Below are 17,746 nucleotides of genomic sequence, written 5' to 3'. Positions count from 1 at the left end.
CCTACACGAACAAATTGAAATGAATAGGCAATGTAGCACAGACCATTAAAGGCGTTTTGCTGGTTCTGTGCTAAGCATTGCAAGACGTTGACTAAAGATCTGACTAAAATATCCATCTTTAAGTTTTAGTTAAGCTGTTTTTGCCTTAATAGCTCAAAAGGAAAACTATTTAGCTAAGTATGCAAAATCATCCCAAATTCATTCTCTTTCATATTGGAATCTTATTAATTAGTTTCGGTTTACTACAAACTGTGATTCCTGTGGGCGGAGATCTTGATTTAAGCTTGATTCATCCTTGGATTAGTGAGTCTGGACAGTTTTTATTAAGAGACAATTGGTACTTAGCCAAATTAAATCACAAGTACATTAAAGACATTTTAATTGTCGTTTATGTTTTCATATTTTTTGCTTGGATTGCATCGTTTAAAGTTGAACGTTTAAAACCTCGTCGCACAGAACTAGGTTACTTATTTTGGGTCTCTATGCTCTGCACCATTGTAGTGAGCATCTTAAAGTCTCAATCCAGTCATGCCTGCCCTTGGTCCATGACCATTCCAGATACAGATGGTTTCTTTTGGGACTTTTCTGCAATGTCTGGTCATTGCTTCCCCGGTGGTCATGCCTCACTCGGTTTTTCATTTATAACGGGGTATTTCCTTTATCATATTTCACAGCCTAAACGTGCTTATTTTTATTTGCTTGCAGGGCTCGTTTTAGGCCTTAGCATGGGCTGGGCGCAAATGATGCGTGGTGCACACTTCATGAGTCATAACTTATGGACTTTATGGATCTGCTATTGTACCAATATGCTGTGTTACGTCATTTTCTATCTATGCAAAAAGCAATCCGTGTTCTTAGAACCTCATAACACGCAATTGGTGCTTTAATCGTAATCTAAGCTTAAATCATCAATCTGTGATTTAATTTTTACAGTTCTACACATGCCAGTACGAACATCCCTGCTCTTTTACACAATACTTCAGACTAAAAATGCCTTAGGACATCAACATTTGTCATCTATTAGCGTTTACTCAATATCCTACATCTATTCGTTTTTTCTCATATTTGACATGGCTAATTTATGAATAAGATATACGGCTCATTCAATATCCTTGTATTTAACTTTGTCCAATTTGTTGAAATACACTTTATCGCTTACATTGAATACAGACCCAGTTTATACAGCGCAACAAAAAAGCCCATGCAATATTGCATAGGCTTTTGTAAATGTTTCATTTAAACAAGATGAATCATTAAATAGTACATACTCAAACAAAAAGAACACCGCACAGATTCAAGCGCGGTGAAGTTAATTTTTATGCTTTTGGCGATAGTGGCAATTCAATGCTGACCTTCAACCCGCCCAAGCTTTCACTTGTACCAAAGCTCAGTTGTCCATTAATCCGTTGTACAGCTTTATCTACAATGGATAGCCCTAAACCACTACCCACCTCTTGATGATGATGCACGCGATAAAAGCGCTTTAAAATATGTTCATGTAATTGAGGGTCAATACCAGGTCCGCTGTCCTCTACCACAATCATGGCATGATCGTCTTTTGGATAGACCGAAACATTAATCACGCCATTATTGGGCGTATATTTAATGGCATTATCAATCAGGTTATAAATAATGGAATGCACAGCAGACTCTTGGCTATGCAGTTTCAATGCTTCACTCTGCTCCATACCTAAGTCTAAATTTTTTTGCATCGCCAAGTGAATAAGTTGCTCTACACAATTGACTGCTGTCGTTGAAACATCAAAATCCTGTAAACGTTCAAGGTCTTCAATAGAGGCATCTTGTTTGGCTAAATTTAATAACTGCGTCACTAAATGCTGAATACGAACTAATCCTAAGTTTAAGCGTTGTAAATCCGCATGTTCTGGAAACTCTTGTAATAACACCTGCATTTGTAAACTCAATGCAGTAATCGGAGTGCGTAGCTCATGCGCCGCATCTGCAATAAACTGGCGTTGCTCTTGCTGAGACAAACTAATACGCTCGAACAGATGGTTCATTTCTTCAATGGTTGGAATAATTTCAACAGGATAATCTCTTGCCAAAATAGGCTGTAAATCTTTGGAGTTACGCTGTGCCAGTTCTGCTTTAAAGTCATCTAAAGGCTGTAAAATGCGGCTAATCATCCAACTCAAGCCCCAAATCACAAAAGGCATGAGCACCAAATACGGAATCAGCATACTGCCGGCCAATTCTAAAGCGAGATCTTGGCGCACCGATTGTTGCTGACTGACCTGAATTTGATAGTCTTTTTGAGGCAAAACATAGGTATACCAAACATCATCGGCATTCTTGTGACGATAAAAACCTGCCTTCGGTACCGAATGCACCAAAATATCACTATGTTTTTGATTTTGTATGCGATCTTTATAAGACCACACATCAACAAATAGATCTTGCTCAGCATAACGCTGTGTTGGCTCAAAATCATTTCTGGTTGGTTCTAATCCATGCCGAACCACACGCTCCGCCAAATTCTTCATTTGTTGATCTAGAATTTCATTGGTTTCTTCCAAAGAAATTTTATAAGCCGACATCATCAACACACAGCCTACAATAAGACTGAAAAAAGACATGTACAGAATCAGTTTAGTCTTTAGTGAATTTGCAAAACTGTGTGTGCTGAACGTCATTTAAAGTTGTCCTAAGCGATAACCCAAACCACGAATGGTACGAATAAAATCTTTGCCCAATTTATTTCTTAAGTGGTGTACATATACTTCAATGGTATTACTGCTGATTTCACTATCAAAATCATACAGTTTGTCCTCTAAATTGGTTTTAGAAAAAATCTTATTCGGATGTGTCACCAGTGGAATTAAAATGGCCCACTCACGATTTGACAGATCAATATACTGACCTTTGTATTTAGCCAAATGCTGTTCGACATCGAGCACCAACTCACCATAGGTTAAAATGTGTTGCTGATTGGCCTGTTGCTCTTTTCCACTACGGCGTAGCAATGCATGAATACGGGCAATCAGTTCATCAAACTCATAAGGTTTAATTAAATAATCATCTGCCCCCTGATTTAAACCATCAACACGTTGTTGTAATTGATCACGTGCAGAAATAATCAGGACTGGTAAATTCGGCTGAATTTGACGAATCTGCTTAAGCACTTGCATACCATCCATCAAAGGCAAACCTAAATCTAGCAATACAGCATCAAATTCACTTTGCTGTAAGAGTTTTAAACCATCAATTCCGTTATTTACCCACTCTACTTCAAACCCCTGATACTTCAATAAAGTCTGAGTAGACTCAGCAATCATAAAGTCGTCTTCAATGATTAAAATTTTTGTCATGGCATCAACTCACTTAAGCAGCAGGCTTACAATTTTGTAGCATATCATTTTTTGCATCAATCACTTGAGTTTGTACACCCAATATACTCAAGAGACTTGGGAATAAATTATCTTGACTCAACACTTTGGATTTTTGTTGGCTTAAACAGCTTACATTGGCCGCTTGATGGGCTTTCCATTCTGCTGAAAACCACATAATCATCGGAACATGCGTCTGTTGTGATGGAGCCATCGCATACGGTGCACCATGTAAGTACATCCCATATTCACCAGTTGATTCACCATGATCCGATAAATACCAGAAACCTGTTTGATACTTGCTATTGGCTTTTAATGACTGAATCACTTCACTCAAGATATGATCTGTATAAACAATACTATTATCATAACTATTGATTAAAGCGTCTTGTGTACAACCCTGAATGGCATTGGTATCGCAAGTGGGTTTAAATTTTTGAAATTCTGGCGTTGCACGGGCGTAGTATGCAGGTCCATGGCTACCGACTTGGTGTAATACTATCAAGCGTGGTGTTTGATCATCCGCTGGAATTTTTTCGATATATTGATTCAACGCATCTACTAAAATTTGGTCATAGCATTCACCTTCTGGTGTACACCATTTTTTCTTCAATTCTGGCGAAATCTCAACTTGCTCAACACGGGTACACGTCCCTTTACAACCTGAGTTGTTATCAATCCATGTCACTTTATATCCAGCACGCTGTGCAATATCCAATAAGCCTTCACGGTGGTTTGCTAAGTTTTCATCATAGTCACTACGAGGCATACCAGAGAACATACACGGTACCGAAACTGCAGTTGCCGTACCACATGAGCTTACCTGACTAAAGTTTATTACGTCTAATTTAGACAGCTCAGGGTTGGTATTTTTTGCATAACCGTTTAAAGAAAAACTCTCAGCACGTGCTGTTTCGCCCACCACCAATACCATTAGTTTTGGCTTTTTGCCTTGCGCAGTTTTCTCTACCAAATGCGCATCTTCACCATATTTCACCAAAGGCAAATTTTCTTTTGGCGCTTGATGATGAAAATATGAAAAACCTGCAGCGATGGCATTTTGTGGCGAGATCATGCCTTTTAAATCGCGGTGTTGACGGAAAATCGCAGCATAATCTACATAGAATACAAAAAGCATTGCTGCCAGCACTGCAAAGGATGCAATAAGATGCACGCCTTTTTTGATCAATACTTTAGATTTGGTTTCAACTTTAAGTGGAATACAGGCCGCAACCAACATTGGTAAGGCCACCATAAAAAGGCTCCAGAACAACAAGCGTATAGACATTAAGCCTTTCACTTCTTGTGGATCCGTCTGCATGGCATTTTGAATCTGATCTGGCGAAATCACAACACCCAAACTGCACACAAAGTAAGCACTAAAACCACCAATAAATAGTAAAATTAATGCAACTACCTTTGCAGTCCAACGCCACTGCAAAAGTTGCAATAAGATGTTATACAGTGCTGTCACCACCAATACAGATGCGATCAAAAATAGCCACGACTTCATCCCTTGATACGGCGTAAGTTGATGCAATTTTTGATAAAACCCAATATTGAGGGCGAAGGCCAACCAAACACTCACTAATAAGTTAAAGCGTGAAACTGGCATTGTCGTGAATGTTTGCCATTTTCTTTTCAGTGATTCAAACATGCAAAATTTCTTCAAATATTTTACGAATGAAGCTAAATTAATCGCGCAAACTTAATCGATACTTAACAAGCTTAATTTATTCTTAAATCCATTATTTAAATTATGTTTTCAATAAGTTAAAAATAATTATCATTCAAACAACTGCTTTTCAAACTACAGTTTTAACGCTGAATTCAGCTCAGTTTAAGCAATATTTTTTTGACTTTCTTTATGCCAAATTAACATCGGAATAATACTCAATAATGCAACAACACAAATCATGCTTAAATACAGTGCATACCCCAATTGATCTGCAATGATGCCACTGACAATATATAAACCACCGCTGACCGTCGCCATGACACTCACCTGAAAAGTAAAATCGGTTCCCGCCATACGTTTACGACTATATTGCATCACTAAAGTCAGCATGACCACCAACAACATCGATGCAAGCATGTCTTCTACAGCATTAATGGTATAAATGAGCCACGGATGAACCAGCACCTGATTTTGGTACTGCCACGCCAGCCATGCATAAGCGCCCAAGCTGAAAACCTTGAGCACGGAAAACAGCCATAAAGCTTGAAAGCGCCCGATATATTTCAGCAGTAAGCCTGCCAATCCAGCCCCCAATAATGCAGCCAACGCCCCCAGCATGGTGATATAAATGCCAATTTGGCTATAGCTTAAGCCCAAATCCACCATCAGTGGTTTTAGCAAGGGCCCCGCCAAGCCATCCGCAATTTTAAAACTCAGTAGCACCATCAACCACCACCACATGTGTGGCTGACCTACAAAATAAGTTAAATAATCACGTACAGACTGCCAGTGAAAAGCTTGCTGAGTGGATGGTGTGGTAACCTGACGTACAGGCTCTTTATAAAAAAGAATAGGTAAACTATTGAAAAAAACCAATACAGCCAAGGCTAAAAAGGTGCTTTGCCAATTTAACCAATCTAAAGCCCATAGTATGGCTCCCCCCCCTATAATAAAGCCCAAACGCGACCCAACCACTTGAAACATGTTGCCCCAATATTGTTGTTCTGATTTGAGTAAACTCACGGCCAAGCCATCTGTTGCAACATCTTGCGTAGCACCCACCATATTCATACTCAGAAGAGCAACAAATAGTGCCATGAGATATAAAGGCTGATCCAAGGCCTGTATAGGCATAAAAGACAGTAGGATTAAAATTGCAATGCTCATGCCCTGCAAGGGCAAAATCCATGAGCGATAATGCCCATGTTTATGATGTCCAATTCGATCAATCCAAGGTGCCCAAAATACTTTAATTGACCAAGGCAACATTAATAGACCAAAACCACCAATATGTGCCAAAGACACACCCTGCGCACGTAAAATCACAGGCAATGCATGCGTCATAAAACCGACAGGTAAACCTTGCGCCCAATATAGAGAAAATAACAACACATAAATGTTCCGCATTTGCAGCATTGCATTTCCCCATTATTCAATTGGTTAAGCTAACTCTTTTATATGCAATTGAACTGCTCATTTTTGCCAATGCAGTTCTTATTTACAGCGCCTATATTAACCTTATCGCCAAGTAAAAGTGCATGACTTCTATGACACAAGACTTTCCTCATTTACCTAATTCTGTGCCCTCACGTGGCACTGCATGGAGTCAATCTGTCTTTAAGCGTTTATTTTTGGCACAAGGCTGGCGCTTTACTGGAGAATTCCCAAACTTCCCCAAAGCCATGGCCATTGTTTCTCCACATACGTCAAATCTTGATGCATGGTATGCCTTTCTCGCTTTACTTGGCTTAGGCATTCGAGTCACAGTGTTTGGTAAAAATACTTTATTTAAGACCCCTCTGAAGCCTATTTTAGATTGGATTGGTGTAATTCCAGTAGAACGCCAACACGCCAGTGGGCTAACTCAACAAATTGTTGAGATCATCCAAGCACAAGAAAAAATTTGGATTGCCATGGCACCCGAAGGCACAAGAAAGCGTGCTGAAAAAATTCGTAGTGGCTTTTATTACATCGCACATGAAGCCCAGATCCCTATTGTGATGTTTGCATTCGATTATGAAAACAAAGCCATCCGATGCTTAAGCGCCTATCACACAACAGGCAATTTCGAACAGGATTTAGCTGAAATTCTACAGTGCTATGAAGGCCATTTTTCACCTAAAAACCCCGACTGGCTAGCCAAGCCGTTACAAAAGCACTGGAAAAAGCCCTAGCAAATTGTTGTATTTTTTGATGAGATATCATACAGCTCAATACTGATGCGACTTTGCTAAACTTTTCTTGATTGTTCCAGATAATGAAACTACTAAAATATTCTTTGCTGAGCGTTTTAGCGCTCAGTTTTGCTGGCTGTGACAAAGCCACACAAACACCCGTTCAAACAACACCCCTCAAAGCACGTGAACCCGTTATTGCTGTTGCTTTAGGTGGCGGTGGTGCAAAAGGTTTTGCACATATTGGGGTACTCAAAGTACTTGAATCTCATGGCATTAAACCCAAAATTGTAACCGGTACCAGTGCAGGTAGCTTCGTAGGCAGCCTGTATGCCAGTGGTAAAAGCCCCTATCAATTACAACAAATTGCACTTGGTTTTAAAGAGTCTGATATTCGAGACTTAACGCTCAACCGCCAAGGCTTTTTATTGGGACAAAAGCTACAAGACTACGTAAACAAAAATGTAGCCAATAAACCGATTGAACAGTTTCCCATTCGCTTTGCTGCCGTTGCTACACGTTTAGATACAGGCCGTAAAGCGGAGTTTATTAAAGGCAATGCAGGTCAAGCAGTGCGTGCCTCATGTAGTATTCCCAATGTATTTGTACCCGCACTCATTAGTGGGCAAAAATATGTTGATGGTGGTTTAGTCAGTCCAATTCCAGTAAAAACAGCTCAAAATATGGGTGCAGACATCGTCATTGCTGTGGATATTTCAGCGCGCCCTGATGGCACGAAAGCCATGAATATGTTTGGCGTACTGGATCAAACCATTAATATTATGGGACAGCAAAGTATTAATGAAGAGCTTCAACAGGCCAACATTGTGATTCAGCCTAAAGTGGGCCACATTGGGACTTTAGATCTAAAAGCCAGTAATGAAACGATCTTGGAAGGCGAAAAAGCCACTCAATTAAAAATCCGAGCGATTCAAAAATTAGTGAGCGACTTTAAAGCATCTCCTGCTGCCTTTAAGCCTGTACCAGTGGCCAAAATCTAAGCACAAGCCCCATATACCATAGCACTGATTCAACCGATTTAGCGCTATGGTATGCTACTCTTATAAATATAAAACATAATAAATAGCTTACCCAAAATCGAGCAGTTGGCTTTTCTGTGCAAAAATACAAAAATAAATTTTATTTATACTCAAAAACTTTTGCATCTGCTACATTGATATCAATACACACCCACGATCTTTGACAACGACACGAGTAGCGGTATGGAATTTATTTTAGAACCTTGGCACTGGTTTGTTTTAGGCTTTCTACTGATCATTTCAGAATTAATCCTTCCAGCTTTCGCCGCCCTCTGGTTTGGTATTGGCGCAATCATGGTGGGTATTTTATATTTTCTGTTTCCAATGTTGAGCACAACAACTCAACTCGTGACTTGGATCATTCTCTCCATTCTTTGCACCATTGCATGGTTTAAATTCATTAAACCACTTTCAAAAGACAAAACCAAAGCCGGCCTTTCTCGTGAAGCAACCGTCGGTCAAGTTGGTATGGTCATTCAAACCAACCTAGAATTAGGACAAATCAAAGTTCGCTTTCCGATTCCCGTATTGGGCAATGCTGAATGGATATGCCGATCTCGCTCTGATGTACAAGTGGGTGACCGCGTGCGTGTCATTGACATTATGGGGAATGATTTGATCGTGCAAGCACATAGTTATAACGACAACTAACAAGAGAGTATTTGAATGAGCGGAGCTACTATTGTTGTTTTAGCCTTTTTGGCCTTTGTTGCCATTACGATTTTTAAAGGTGTCCGTATTGTCCCTCAAGGCTATAAATGGATCGTACAGCGTTTAGGTAAATACCATACCGTACTTGAACCTGGCCTTAACTTTGTCATTCCCTACATTGATGAAGTGGCTTATAAAGTCACCACCAAAGACATCGTATTAGATATTCCTTCTCAAGAAGTCATTACCCGAGACAACGCCGTATTGGTCATGAATGCCGTGGCTTATATTAATATTACAACACCAGTAAATGCGGTGTATGGTATTGAAAACTACTCTTGGGCAATCCAAAACCTCGTACAAACATCATTGCGTTCAATTGTTGGCGAAATGGATTTAGACGATGCCCTGTCTTCACGTGATCATATTAAAGCACGCCTAAAAGCCAGTATCTCTGATGACATCGCTGATTGGGGTATTACCCTTAAAACAGTTGAAATTCAAGATATTAAACCATCACACACCATGCAAGCTGCGATGGAAGAACAAGCAGCTGCCGAACGTCAACGTCGTGCGACAGTAACCAAAGCCGATGGTGAAAAACAAGCTGCTATTTTAGAAGCAGATGGTCGTTTAGAAGCATCACGCCGTGACGCAGAAGCGCAAGTTGTCTTGGCACAAGCATCGCAAAAAGCAATTGAATTGGTCACTTCAGCGGTAGGCGAAAAAGAAATTCCAGTGGCTTATTTATTGGGTGAACAATACGTTAAAGCAATGCAAGATATGGCAAAATCCAATAATGCCAAAACCGTTGTTTTACCTGCGGACGTCATGAGTACCATTCGTGGCATCATGGGTCGCGGCCAATAAAACTTTGAATATTTTTAATCCAATAGACAGCTTTCATGCTGTCTATTTTTATTTCTGACTATAAATTTCTGTATGTTTCGTTAATTTATGGTTAAATTTCACATTATTTTTGAAATTATTTATATGGGTTCATCACAAGCAACAGCTTTTTGACTTGTGAAATTACCTATTGTTATTTCATCCTCCCAAGCACTACGCAACTCAAAAAACGGATATCGTATGAGCTCCCTCGACCCCACCTTAATCACGTTTCTTTTTTATATTGTCGCCATGATTGCGATTGGCCTGATGGCTTATCGTGCGACCAGCAACTTCTCAGATTATATTTTAGGTGGCCGTCGTTTAGGCAGTTTTGTCACAGCGCTATCTGCGGGTGCATCAGACATGAGTGGTTGGTTACTCATGGGCCTACCCGGCGCTATCTATCTTTCTGGCCTATCTGAAATGTGGATTGCCATTGGCCTCATTATTGGTGCTTGGCTGAATTGGCTTTTAGTGGCTGGTCGCTTGCGTGTGCATACAGAAGTTCAACACAATGCCCTCACCTTGCCAGATTACTTCTCTAATCGCTTTAATGACCAAAAGAAGATTTTGCGCATTGTTTCGGCCTTTATCATTTTAATTTTCTTCGCTATTTACTGTGCTTCAGGCATGGTGGCAGGTGCTCGATTATTTGAAAGCATGTTTGGTATTTCTTATAGCACGGCCTTATGGATTAGCGCTGTTGCAACCATCAGTTATGTATTTATTGGTGGTTTCCTTGCGGTGAGCTGGACCGACACCATTCAAGCGGGGCTGATGATTTTTGCCCTCTTGCTCACGCCATTGGTTGTAATTTTATCATTCTCAGACTTGAGCCAAATTAGTATTGCACTGGATGCTGCACACCCACATGCAACAGATGTCTTGGGTAATTTAAGTTTTGTTGCCATTATTTCATTATTGGCTTGGGGCTTAGGCTATTTTGGTCAACCGCATATTCTTGTCCGTTTCATGGCTACCGACTCTGTAAAATCGATTCCAAATGCACGCCGTATCGGCATGACTTGGATGATTTTATGCCTAGGTGGTGCTGTTGCAGCAGGTTTCTTTGGTATTGCTTATTTCCAACAGCATCCTGAATTGGCTGCGGTGGTCAATGCCAACCCTGAAACAGTATTTATGGAACTCACTAAAATTCTGTTTAACCCTTGGGTTGCTGGTATTGTATTGGCAGCCATTTTAGCCGCTGTGATGAGTACTTTAAGTTGCCAGCTTTTAGTATGTTCAAGTACTTTAACTGAAGACTTTTATAAAGCCTTCCTGCGCAAAAATGCTTCTCAAAAAGAACTGGTTTGGGTAGGTCGCTTGATGGTACTGGCAATTGCCCTATTGGCTATTTATATGGCAGGTAATCCTGAATCTAAAGTCTTAGGTTTAGTTGCATACGCTTGGGCAGGTTTTGGTGCAGCTTTCGGCCCGCTAATTATTTTGTCACTGTTCTGGAAACGCATGACCTTAAATGGCGCGCTTGCAGGCATGGTTGTGGGTGCTGTCATGGTCATTGTATGGAAAAATGTATGGGGTGATACAGGCCTATACGAAATTGTTCCAGGCTTCATTTGTTCATTAATCGCAATTGTTGTGGTGAGCTTAATGGGCAAAGCTCCATCTAAAGATGTCACAGATCGTTTTGAACAAGCCGATCAGCTTTATAAAGACAGCGTATAAATACAGTCTTGAAGTAGTGCAATAAAAAAGAGGACGCCATGTCCTCTTTTTTATTGCTGTTCAACTATCAGTTTTACATACTAGATATACAGACCTATGCTTTACGTGTCAGTAAAAACTGCGTAATGTTGGTCAGTTCAGTAACTTGCGATTCATCAAAATGCGCCAAGGCATTCATTGCTTGATGATGCAACTCCAATGCGTAAGTCTGTGCCGCTTCAAGCCCCATCAATGCAGGATAAGTCGATTTATCCACTTGCTGATCTTTACCAGCGGTTTTACCTAATATTGCTGTGTCTGAAGTAATATCTAAAATATCGTCCTGCACTTGAAAGGCTAAACCAATGGCTTGAGCAAATTCACGTAACTTTGGAATGGCAATATCTGTGCCTTCAAAAATCGTCACTGCCGCCATCAAAACTGCCGCAGAAATAAGTGCACCTGTTTTATTGGTATGAATATTTTCCAAGGCTTGCTGATCGACATGTTTGCCTTCAGCCTGTAAATCAAGCACCTGTCCATTCACCATTTTAGATGAAGCTGTTGCAAGTATTTGCATTTGCTTTAACACAATACTGGCTTCAACTGCAGGACCTTGATCAAACAAACGACTTCCCAAAATCTCAAAGGCCATTGATTGTAAAATATCACCAGCGAGCAATGCAGTATCTTCACCATAAGCCACGTGACATGTCGGTTGGCCACGACGTAATAGGTCATTGTCCATACAAGGCAAATCATCATGTGCCAAGGAATAGCAATGGATAAATTCTATGGCAACCGCAGCACGACGTACTGCTGCAGCATTGGCATTCGGCTGAATCGCTGCTGTTGCATAACATAGTGCTGGACGTACACGCTTGCCACCCAACATCACCGCATGATGGACTGCACTTTTTAAAGGCTCTGGAATTGCAAAAGCATCTAAGGCTGTTAACAAATCCTGCTGAATTCGCTGCTGTGCTTCACTAAGTGGATGCACAGAAATGTCAGTTAAGGTTGACACATTCACCTCGATTACCTGATTAAGCTTTTATTTTAAAATGCTGTTCAGCACGTCGTCGCGCCAAAGCATCGCATCTGGTTGCCAGCATCATACTGCTTTCTAGGGCTATTCTCTATGCAACTTGATGTTTCTTGCAGCTAAATTAGCATTTAACCGTCCATGATCGCATCAAAGCGTGTGATTCAAATCATTAAACCTCAATATGCTAACCGCTAAAGCTCGCTTTATTTTTATATAAGCTTATGCTTTTCAAATTCATTCCAAGCCTAACTGAACAATAAAAACTATTGCCACGCTTGTTTACATTAAAAAAGCCCCTGTACTTGAAACATACAAGGGCTTTTAGAGATTAAAAAATATTAATGATTCAACTTAAGCGATGGTTTCCGCAGGAATACGTACCCAACCTTCCATTAATACACGAGCACTACGGCTCATTACTGCTTTTTTCACCACCCACTGCCCTTCGACCAATTCGGCCTGAGCACCCACACGGAGTGTGCCTGAAGGATGTCCAAAGCGTACAGCCTCACGTTCACCACCGCCTGCTGCCAAATTCACTAAAGTTCCTGGTACAGCAGCTGCCGTACCAATGGCAACAGCTGCTGTTCCCATCATGGCATGGTGTAATTTACCCATTGATAGTGCACGAACCAATAAATCTGTATCGCCAGTTTCAAGCTGTTTACCGCTTGAAGATACATAAGCTTTAGGCGCTGAAACAAAAGCGATTTTTGGGGTATGCTGACGTTGTGCTGCTTCTGATACATCCTGAATCAAGCCCATAAATTTGGCACCATACGCACGGATTTTCTCAAATTTAGCCAGTGCATTGGCATCGCTGTTTATATCGTCTTGTAATTCAGTCCCAATATAACCTAATGCTTCAGCTTTCATAAAAATCGTGGGAATGCCCGCATTAATAAACGTCGCTTCAAAAGTGCCAATGTCTGGAACTTCAAACTCGTCAACGACATTGCCCGTTGGGAACATAGCACCACCGTCTTCACCATCATCTGCAGGGTCTAAAAATTCGATTTGCACTTCAGCTGCTGGAAAAGTCACACCATCAAGTTCAAAGTCCCCAGACTCTTGTACCTGACCATCATGCATTGGGACATGCGCAATAATGGTTTTTTGAATATTGGACTGCCAAATACGCACCGTACAGATCCCATCTTTTGGAATACGTGTGCTGTCAACTAAACCATTAGAAATGGCAAATGCTCCAACTGCTGCTGTTAAATTGCCACAGTTACCACTCCAATCAACAAAGGCTTTATCAATAGCCACCTGACCAAATAAGTAGTCGACATCATGATCTGGTTGTGTACTTTTAGATAAAATTACCGTTTTACTGGTACTAGAAGTTGCCCCCCCCATGCCATCAATTTGCTTAGCGTATGGATCTGGACTCCCAATCACACGTAATAAAATTTGGTCTCGAACGTATCCTGCTTGTTGTGCAGCTTCTGGCAAGTCATCTTGCTTAAAAAATACACCTTTACTGGTACCACCACGCATATAAGTTGCAGGAATACGGATTTGGGGTGCATAACTCATTTTTATTCAGTCCTTCATATTTATCATTTGTTGAGTCAAATAGCGTTATTTGAGCACTCAGAATCATACCTTTTTTTGTCAATCTTTTATCTAACTCATGACTTAAGTATAAAAAAACAGCATTTGTATTTTCAAATCTTATACATTTCTAATAACCACTTCTAAACAAATAAAATTAATATATTGATTCATATATTTTTAATATGAAAAATCAAATTAAATAATTTCAATTCGATTGATAAATATTTTTTATAGATTTTGAGCTACTAGGCTATTTCTTCTCAATCTATTACAATCTTTCACTTACTCCATTGTCGGGTGAGTACTTTGAATAACGAATCTTCACAACTGCAGCGCGGCTTAAAAAACCGTCATATCCAGCTCATCGCGATGGGCGGAGCGATCGGTACAGGCCTATTCTTGGGTTCAGCCCAGGTCATTCAATCTGCAGGACCCTCTATTATTTTAGGTTATGCCATTGGCGGCCTGATCGCATTTTTAATTATGCGCCAACTCGGGGAAATGATTGTTCATGAACCTGTTGCGGGATCTTTCAGTCATTTTGCAAACAAATACTGGGGTAAATTTCCAGGCTTTTTAGCAGGTTGGAACTATTGGATTTTATATGTCCTAGTTGCCATGACTGAACTTACTGCTGTCGCTAAATATATTAATTATTGGTGGCCTCACATCCCTGCATGGTCTTCAGTTTTATTCTTTTTTATCGTGATTACTCTAGTCAATCTCGGCAATGTGAAGTTTTATGGTGAATCTGAATTTTGGCTATCAATTGTCAAAGTGACTGCTGTCGTTTCGATGATTCTATTCGGTTTGTATCTGCTCTTGACAGCAGATGCGGGTTCTACTGCGTCATTCTCTAATTTATGGAGTCATGGCGGATTCTTCCCGAATGGTTTTGATGGTCTCTTTTACATGCTGGCATTCTTAATGTTTGCCTTTGGTGGTATTGAACTAATTGGTATGGCCGCTGCAGAAGCAGAAAATCCAGAAAAAACCATTCCTAAAGCCATCAACCAAGTGGTTTTCCGAATTCTGATTTTCTATGTCGGCTCTCTAACAATTCTCTTGTCTTTAGTGCCATGGAATCAATTAGATTTAGGTGGTCTAGATAAAAGTCCATTTGTAATGATTTTCAGTCAATTGGGCATTAACTGGGCAGCGCATTTACTTAATTTCATTATTTTAACTGCGGCACTTTCTGTATATAACAGTGGTATGTATGCCAATAGCCGAATGTTATTTGGTTTAGCGCAACAAGGAAATGCACCCAAAGTATTCTTAAAAGTAAACCGTCAAGGTGTGCCAATTCCAGCCGTGTTGTTCTCTGCACTGCTTATTTTTGGATGCGTACTTTTAAACTACTTCGTCCCAGAAGATGCTTTAGGTCACTTAATTTACATCGTGGTAGGTGCATTAGTATTAAACTGGGCAATGATTTCATTGACTCACTTCAAATTCATGCAACACATGAAAAAAATTGGTGAGAAAACAAAATTCCCTGCACTTTGGGCACCAGTAAGTAACTTTGTGGTTTTGTTGTTCATTGCGACCATTCTTTACATTATGTGGACTCAAGGATTTAAAGAGTCTGTATACATGATTCCAGTTTGGATTCTGGTTATGTTTGGTTTATTTAAATCACTTAATAAATCAAAAGCATAAATTACAGCGTTGCTTTAAAATAAAAAGTTATTGTTTCGGCAATAACTTTTTTTTTATCTCAAATTAGAGTAAATTAAGCCGCACTTGCGCTCTTAGCTTAACTGGATAGAGCAGTTGCCTCCTAAGCGACCGGCGTGGGTTCAAGTCCCGCAGAGCGCACCATTTCCTCTTGTTCTAATCATTTGAAGCTATCTCACTCAAATGTGATCAATGCGTTATTTTAAGAATCATAAATACATCCAAAAATTAATTTGCATTAAAGCTTCAATAAAGCCCCTGTTATATTTATTTCAGCACAAGGCACACAATACATAGCGCTATGTAATTCAGCTCAAAGTGAAGTTAAAAGAACAAAATTTTCAATTAAATCAGCTGACACATCATGATGGTCTTTCCTTTCAACATCATCATATACACACTAAACAATACATCAGCCTATATTTATGTGACATGCAACACAATAAAAAAACTTAATATTTCAACTAATTAAATAAAAAATAATTTTTCAAACAGCTTATTTATTTATTATAGAACAATAGCTTAATTTAACCATTTTTTAAATTTTTAGAATATTAACTCTAATAGATCACAATTTATTCGTTTTTTTATTTCTAGAGCATTTACTCTTATTTAATTTGTGCTATTTTTGTGACATGGAGTAAACAGCCAGGCAACATAAAAGCAGGAAAATCCTCCATAAAATATAACAATCGTCACTTATAAAAATGCAGTAACCGAACGAATTTTCACCTCAAGGAAAGATGAAGAATGAAATTGAAAACGCTATCTACAGCAGTACTACTTGCAACACTACCAACTGCGGGCGCATTTGCAGCAGCATTAGACCGTTCTGGCCAATCAATCTCAGCTTTTTTACAACCTGGCAACTATTTCGAAGCAGGTATTTCTGTACTTGACCCAACTGTTTCAGGTAAAGCAATTGCCAATGGATCTGGCATTGCAGATATGGCTGATGATTATTATTTCCCGAATGCCGCACTTAAACTACAGTTAACTGATAATATTTCTTTTGGTTTAATTTACGACCAACCTTTCGGCGCTTCAGCAACTTATGCTACAACTGATGCACCTTTATCTGCAACAGGTGAAGGTTTATTCCATGGTGGCAATGGCGAAGCAACAACAGTGGATGTAAAAACTCAAAATATTTCAATGATTTTTGGCTATCAGCCAACTGAAAACTTTAACTTTTATGCAGGCCCTGTTTACCAAACTGTAAAAGGTCACCTACAGCTACGTGGTCTTGCCTACAACGGAAAAACAGCTTTTGGTGCTTATAATGCCACAATGAAAGAAGATGGCGCTGTAGGCTGGTTAGCAGGTGCTGCTTACCAAATTCCAGATATCGCATTAAAAGCATCTGTTACGTACCGCTCTGAAATTGATCACAAAGTAGCAAGTGATGAAACCTTTGCCGCAACTTCTGCATTTGCTGGTTTAAATGTGGCACCAAATGGCAACACTGACATTACAACACCGCAATCTGTAAACTTAGATTTCCAAACTGGTATCATGGCTAATACAGTCGCATTTGCTAATTTGCGCTGGGTAAATTGGAAAGACTTTTCAATTCGCCCTTATAAATTTGACACAGCGTCTAAACTAGCTTCTGCTCAAGCTACAAATAATCTTTATACTAAAGGCTTCAACTTAGTTGACTACTCAGACGACCAATATAGTGCAACTGTAGGCGTAGGCCGTAAAGTCAATGAACAGTGGGCGGGTAACGTATCTGTAGGTTATGACACGGGTGCAGGCAATCCTGTGTCTACACTTGGCCCAACAGAAGGTTATTGGAATATTGGTCTAGGCCTTCAATTCAGCCCTGCACCTAATTACTTCATTGCGGGTGGTATAAAATACTTCTGGTTAGGCGATGCAACTGCTCGTTCAGGTGCTTACTCAATCCCTGGTAATGCTGAAAAAGCACAAGTTGCTAAATTTGAAGACAACAATGCTTGGGCATACGGCCTAAAAATGGGTTACCGCTTCTAATTCATCTT

Annotated in this window: 14 protein-coding genes and 1 tRNA gene; 9 read left to right on the top strand and 6 right to left on the bottom strand. The window is 39.9% G+C overall.

The features are described from left to right. The first annotated feature begins 179 nt into the window (after positions 1-179). Positions 180-887 (top strand): phosphatase PAP2 family protein, encoded by a 708-nt coding sequence (locus C9E88_RS04440; protein WP_106984469.1) that lies wholly within the window; start codon positions 180-182, stop codon positions 885-887. A gap of 429 nt (positions 888-1,316) precedes the next feature. Here C9E88_RS04440 and C9E88_RS04435 read toward each other — a convergent pair whose 3' ends face one another. The 4 genes from C9E88_RS04435 to C9E88_RS04420 all read right to left on the bottom strand — a co-directional run bounded on the left by C9E88_RS04435 (position 1,317) and on the right by C9E88_RS04420 (position 6,441). Beyond that, a complete protein-coding gene (locus tag C9E88_RS04435; protein WP_106984468.1) occupies positions 1,317-2,654 on the bottom strand; it encodes a sensor histidine kinase in 1,338 nt (445 codons plus the stop codon). Beyond that, positions 2,655-3,329 (bottom strand): response regulator transcription factor, encoded by a 675-nt coding sequence (locus C9E88_RS04430; RefSeq protein ID WP_106984467.1) that lies wholly within the window; start codon positions 3,327-3,329, stop codon positions 2,655-2,657. Positions 3,330-3,342: 13 nt separating this feature from the next. Continuing rightward, complete coding sequence (locus C9E88_RS04425) at positions 3,343-5,004, bottom strand: phosphoethanolamine transferase (protein WP_106984466.1); 1,662 nt, start codon at positions 5,002-5,004, stop codon at positions 3,343-3,345. 183 nt (positions 5,005-5,187) lie between these two features. Further along, positions 5,188-6,441: an MFS transporter gene (locus C9E88_RS04420; protein WP_106984465.1), complete on the bottom strand. Its 1,254-nt coding sequence runs from the start codon at positions 6,439-6,441 to the stop codon at positions 5,188-5,190. Positions 6,442-6,572: 131 nt separating this feature from the next. Between C9E88_RS04420 and C9E88_RS04415 the strand changes: the two genes are divergently transcribed. From C9E88_RS04415 to putP, 5 genes are all read left to right on the top strand, one after another. Beyond that, positions 6,573-7,199, top strand: a complete 627-nt coding sequence (locus C9E88_RS04415; RefSeq protein WP_106984464.1) for a 1-acyl-sn-glycerol-3-phosphate acyltransferase — start codon at positions 6,573-6,575, stop codon at positions 7,197-7,199. A gap of 83 nt (positions 7,200-7,282) precedes the next feature. Next, positions 7,283-8,200 (top strand): patatin-like phospholipase family protein, encoded by a 918-nt coding sequence (locus C9E88_RS04410; protein ID WP_106984463.1) that lies wholly within the window; start codon positions 7,283-7,285, stop codon positions 8,198-8,200. Between the two features lie 222 nt (positions 8,201-8,422). Further along, positions 8,423-8,890 (top strand): NfeD family protein, encoded by a 468-nt coding sequence (locus tag C9E88_RS04405; protein ID WP_106984462.1) that lies wholly within the window; start codon positions 8,423-8,425, stop codon positions 8,888-8,890. A 15-nt stretch (positions 8,891-8,905) separates the two neighbouring features. Further along, entirely contained in the window at positions 8,906-9,760 is an 855-nt protein-coding gene (locus tag C9E88_RS04400) for an SPFH domain-containing protein (RefSeq protein ID WP_106984461.1), read from the top strand. Between the two features lie 219 nt (positions 9,761-9,979). After that, entirely contained in the window at positions 9,980-11,470 is a 1,491-nt protein-coding gene (putP, locus tag C9E88_RS04395) for a sodium/proline symporter PutP (protein WP_106984460.1), read from the top strand. Positions 11,471-11,564: 94 nt separating this feature from the next. Here the strand turns inward: putP and C9E88_RS04390 are convergent, their stop codons facing one another. Next, positions 11,565-12,476: a polyprenyl synthetase family protein gene (locus C9E88_RS04390; RefSeq protein ID WP_106984554.1), complete on the bottom strand. Its 912-nt coding sequence runs from the start codon at positions 12,474-12,476 to the stop codon at positions 11,565-11,567. Positions 12,477-12,848: 372 nt separating this feature from the next. Further along, positions 12,849-14,039 carry a 2-methylaconitate cis-trans isomerase PrpF gene (gene prpF, locus C9E88_RS04385; RefSeq protein WP_106984459.1) on the bottom strand — a complete coding sequence of 397 codons (1,191 nt, stop codon included), beginning with the start codon at positions 14,037-14,039 and terminating at the stop codon, positions 12,849-12,851. A gap of 327 nt (positions 14,040-14,366) precedes the next feature. Here prpF and C9E88_RS04380 point away from each other — a divergent pair, with 327 nt between their 5' ends. From C9E88_RS04380 to C9E88_RS04370, 3 genes are all read left to right on the top strand, one after another. Then, positions 14,367-15,722, top strand: a complete 1,356-nt coding sequence (locus C9E88_RS04380) for an amino acid permease (protein ID WP_106984458.1) — start codon at positions 14,367-14,369, stop codon at positions 15,720-15,722. 86 nt (positions 15,723-15,808) lie between these two features. Beyond that, positions 15,809-15,884: transfer RNA gene (locus C9E88_RS04375), tRNA-Arg, on the top strand. Between the two features lie 606 nt (positions 15,885-16,490). Next, positions 16,491-17,738, top strand: coding sequence for an OmpP1/FadL family transporter (locus C9E88_RS04370; RefSeq protein ID WP_106984457.1), 1,248 nt, complete (start codon positions 16,491-16,493; stop codon positions 17,736-17,738). Positions 17,739-17,746: the final 8 nt, after the last annotated feature.

Origin of the sequence: Acinetobacter cumulans, assembly GCF_003024525.3 — a bacterium.
In the GTDB taxonomy this organism is placed as follows: Bacteria; Pseudomonadota; Gammaproteobacteria; order Pseudomonadales; family Moraxellaceae; genus Acinetobacter; species Acinetobacter cumulans.
This window is presented reverse-complemented; position numbering and strand designations above follow the sequence as displayed.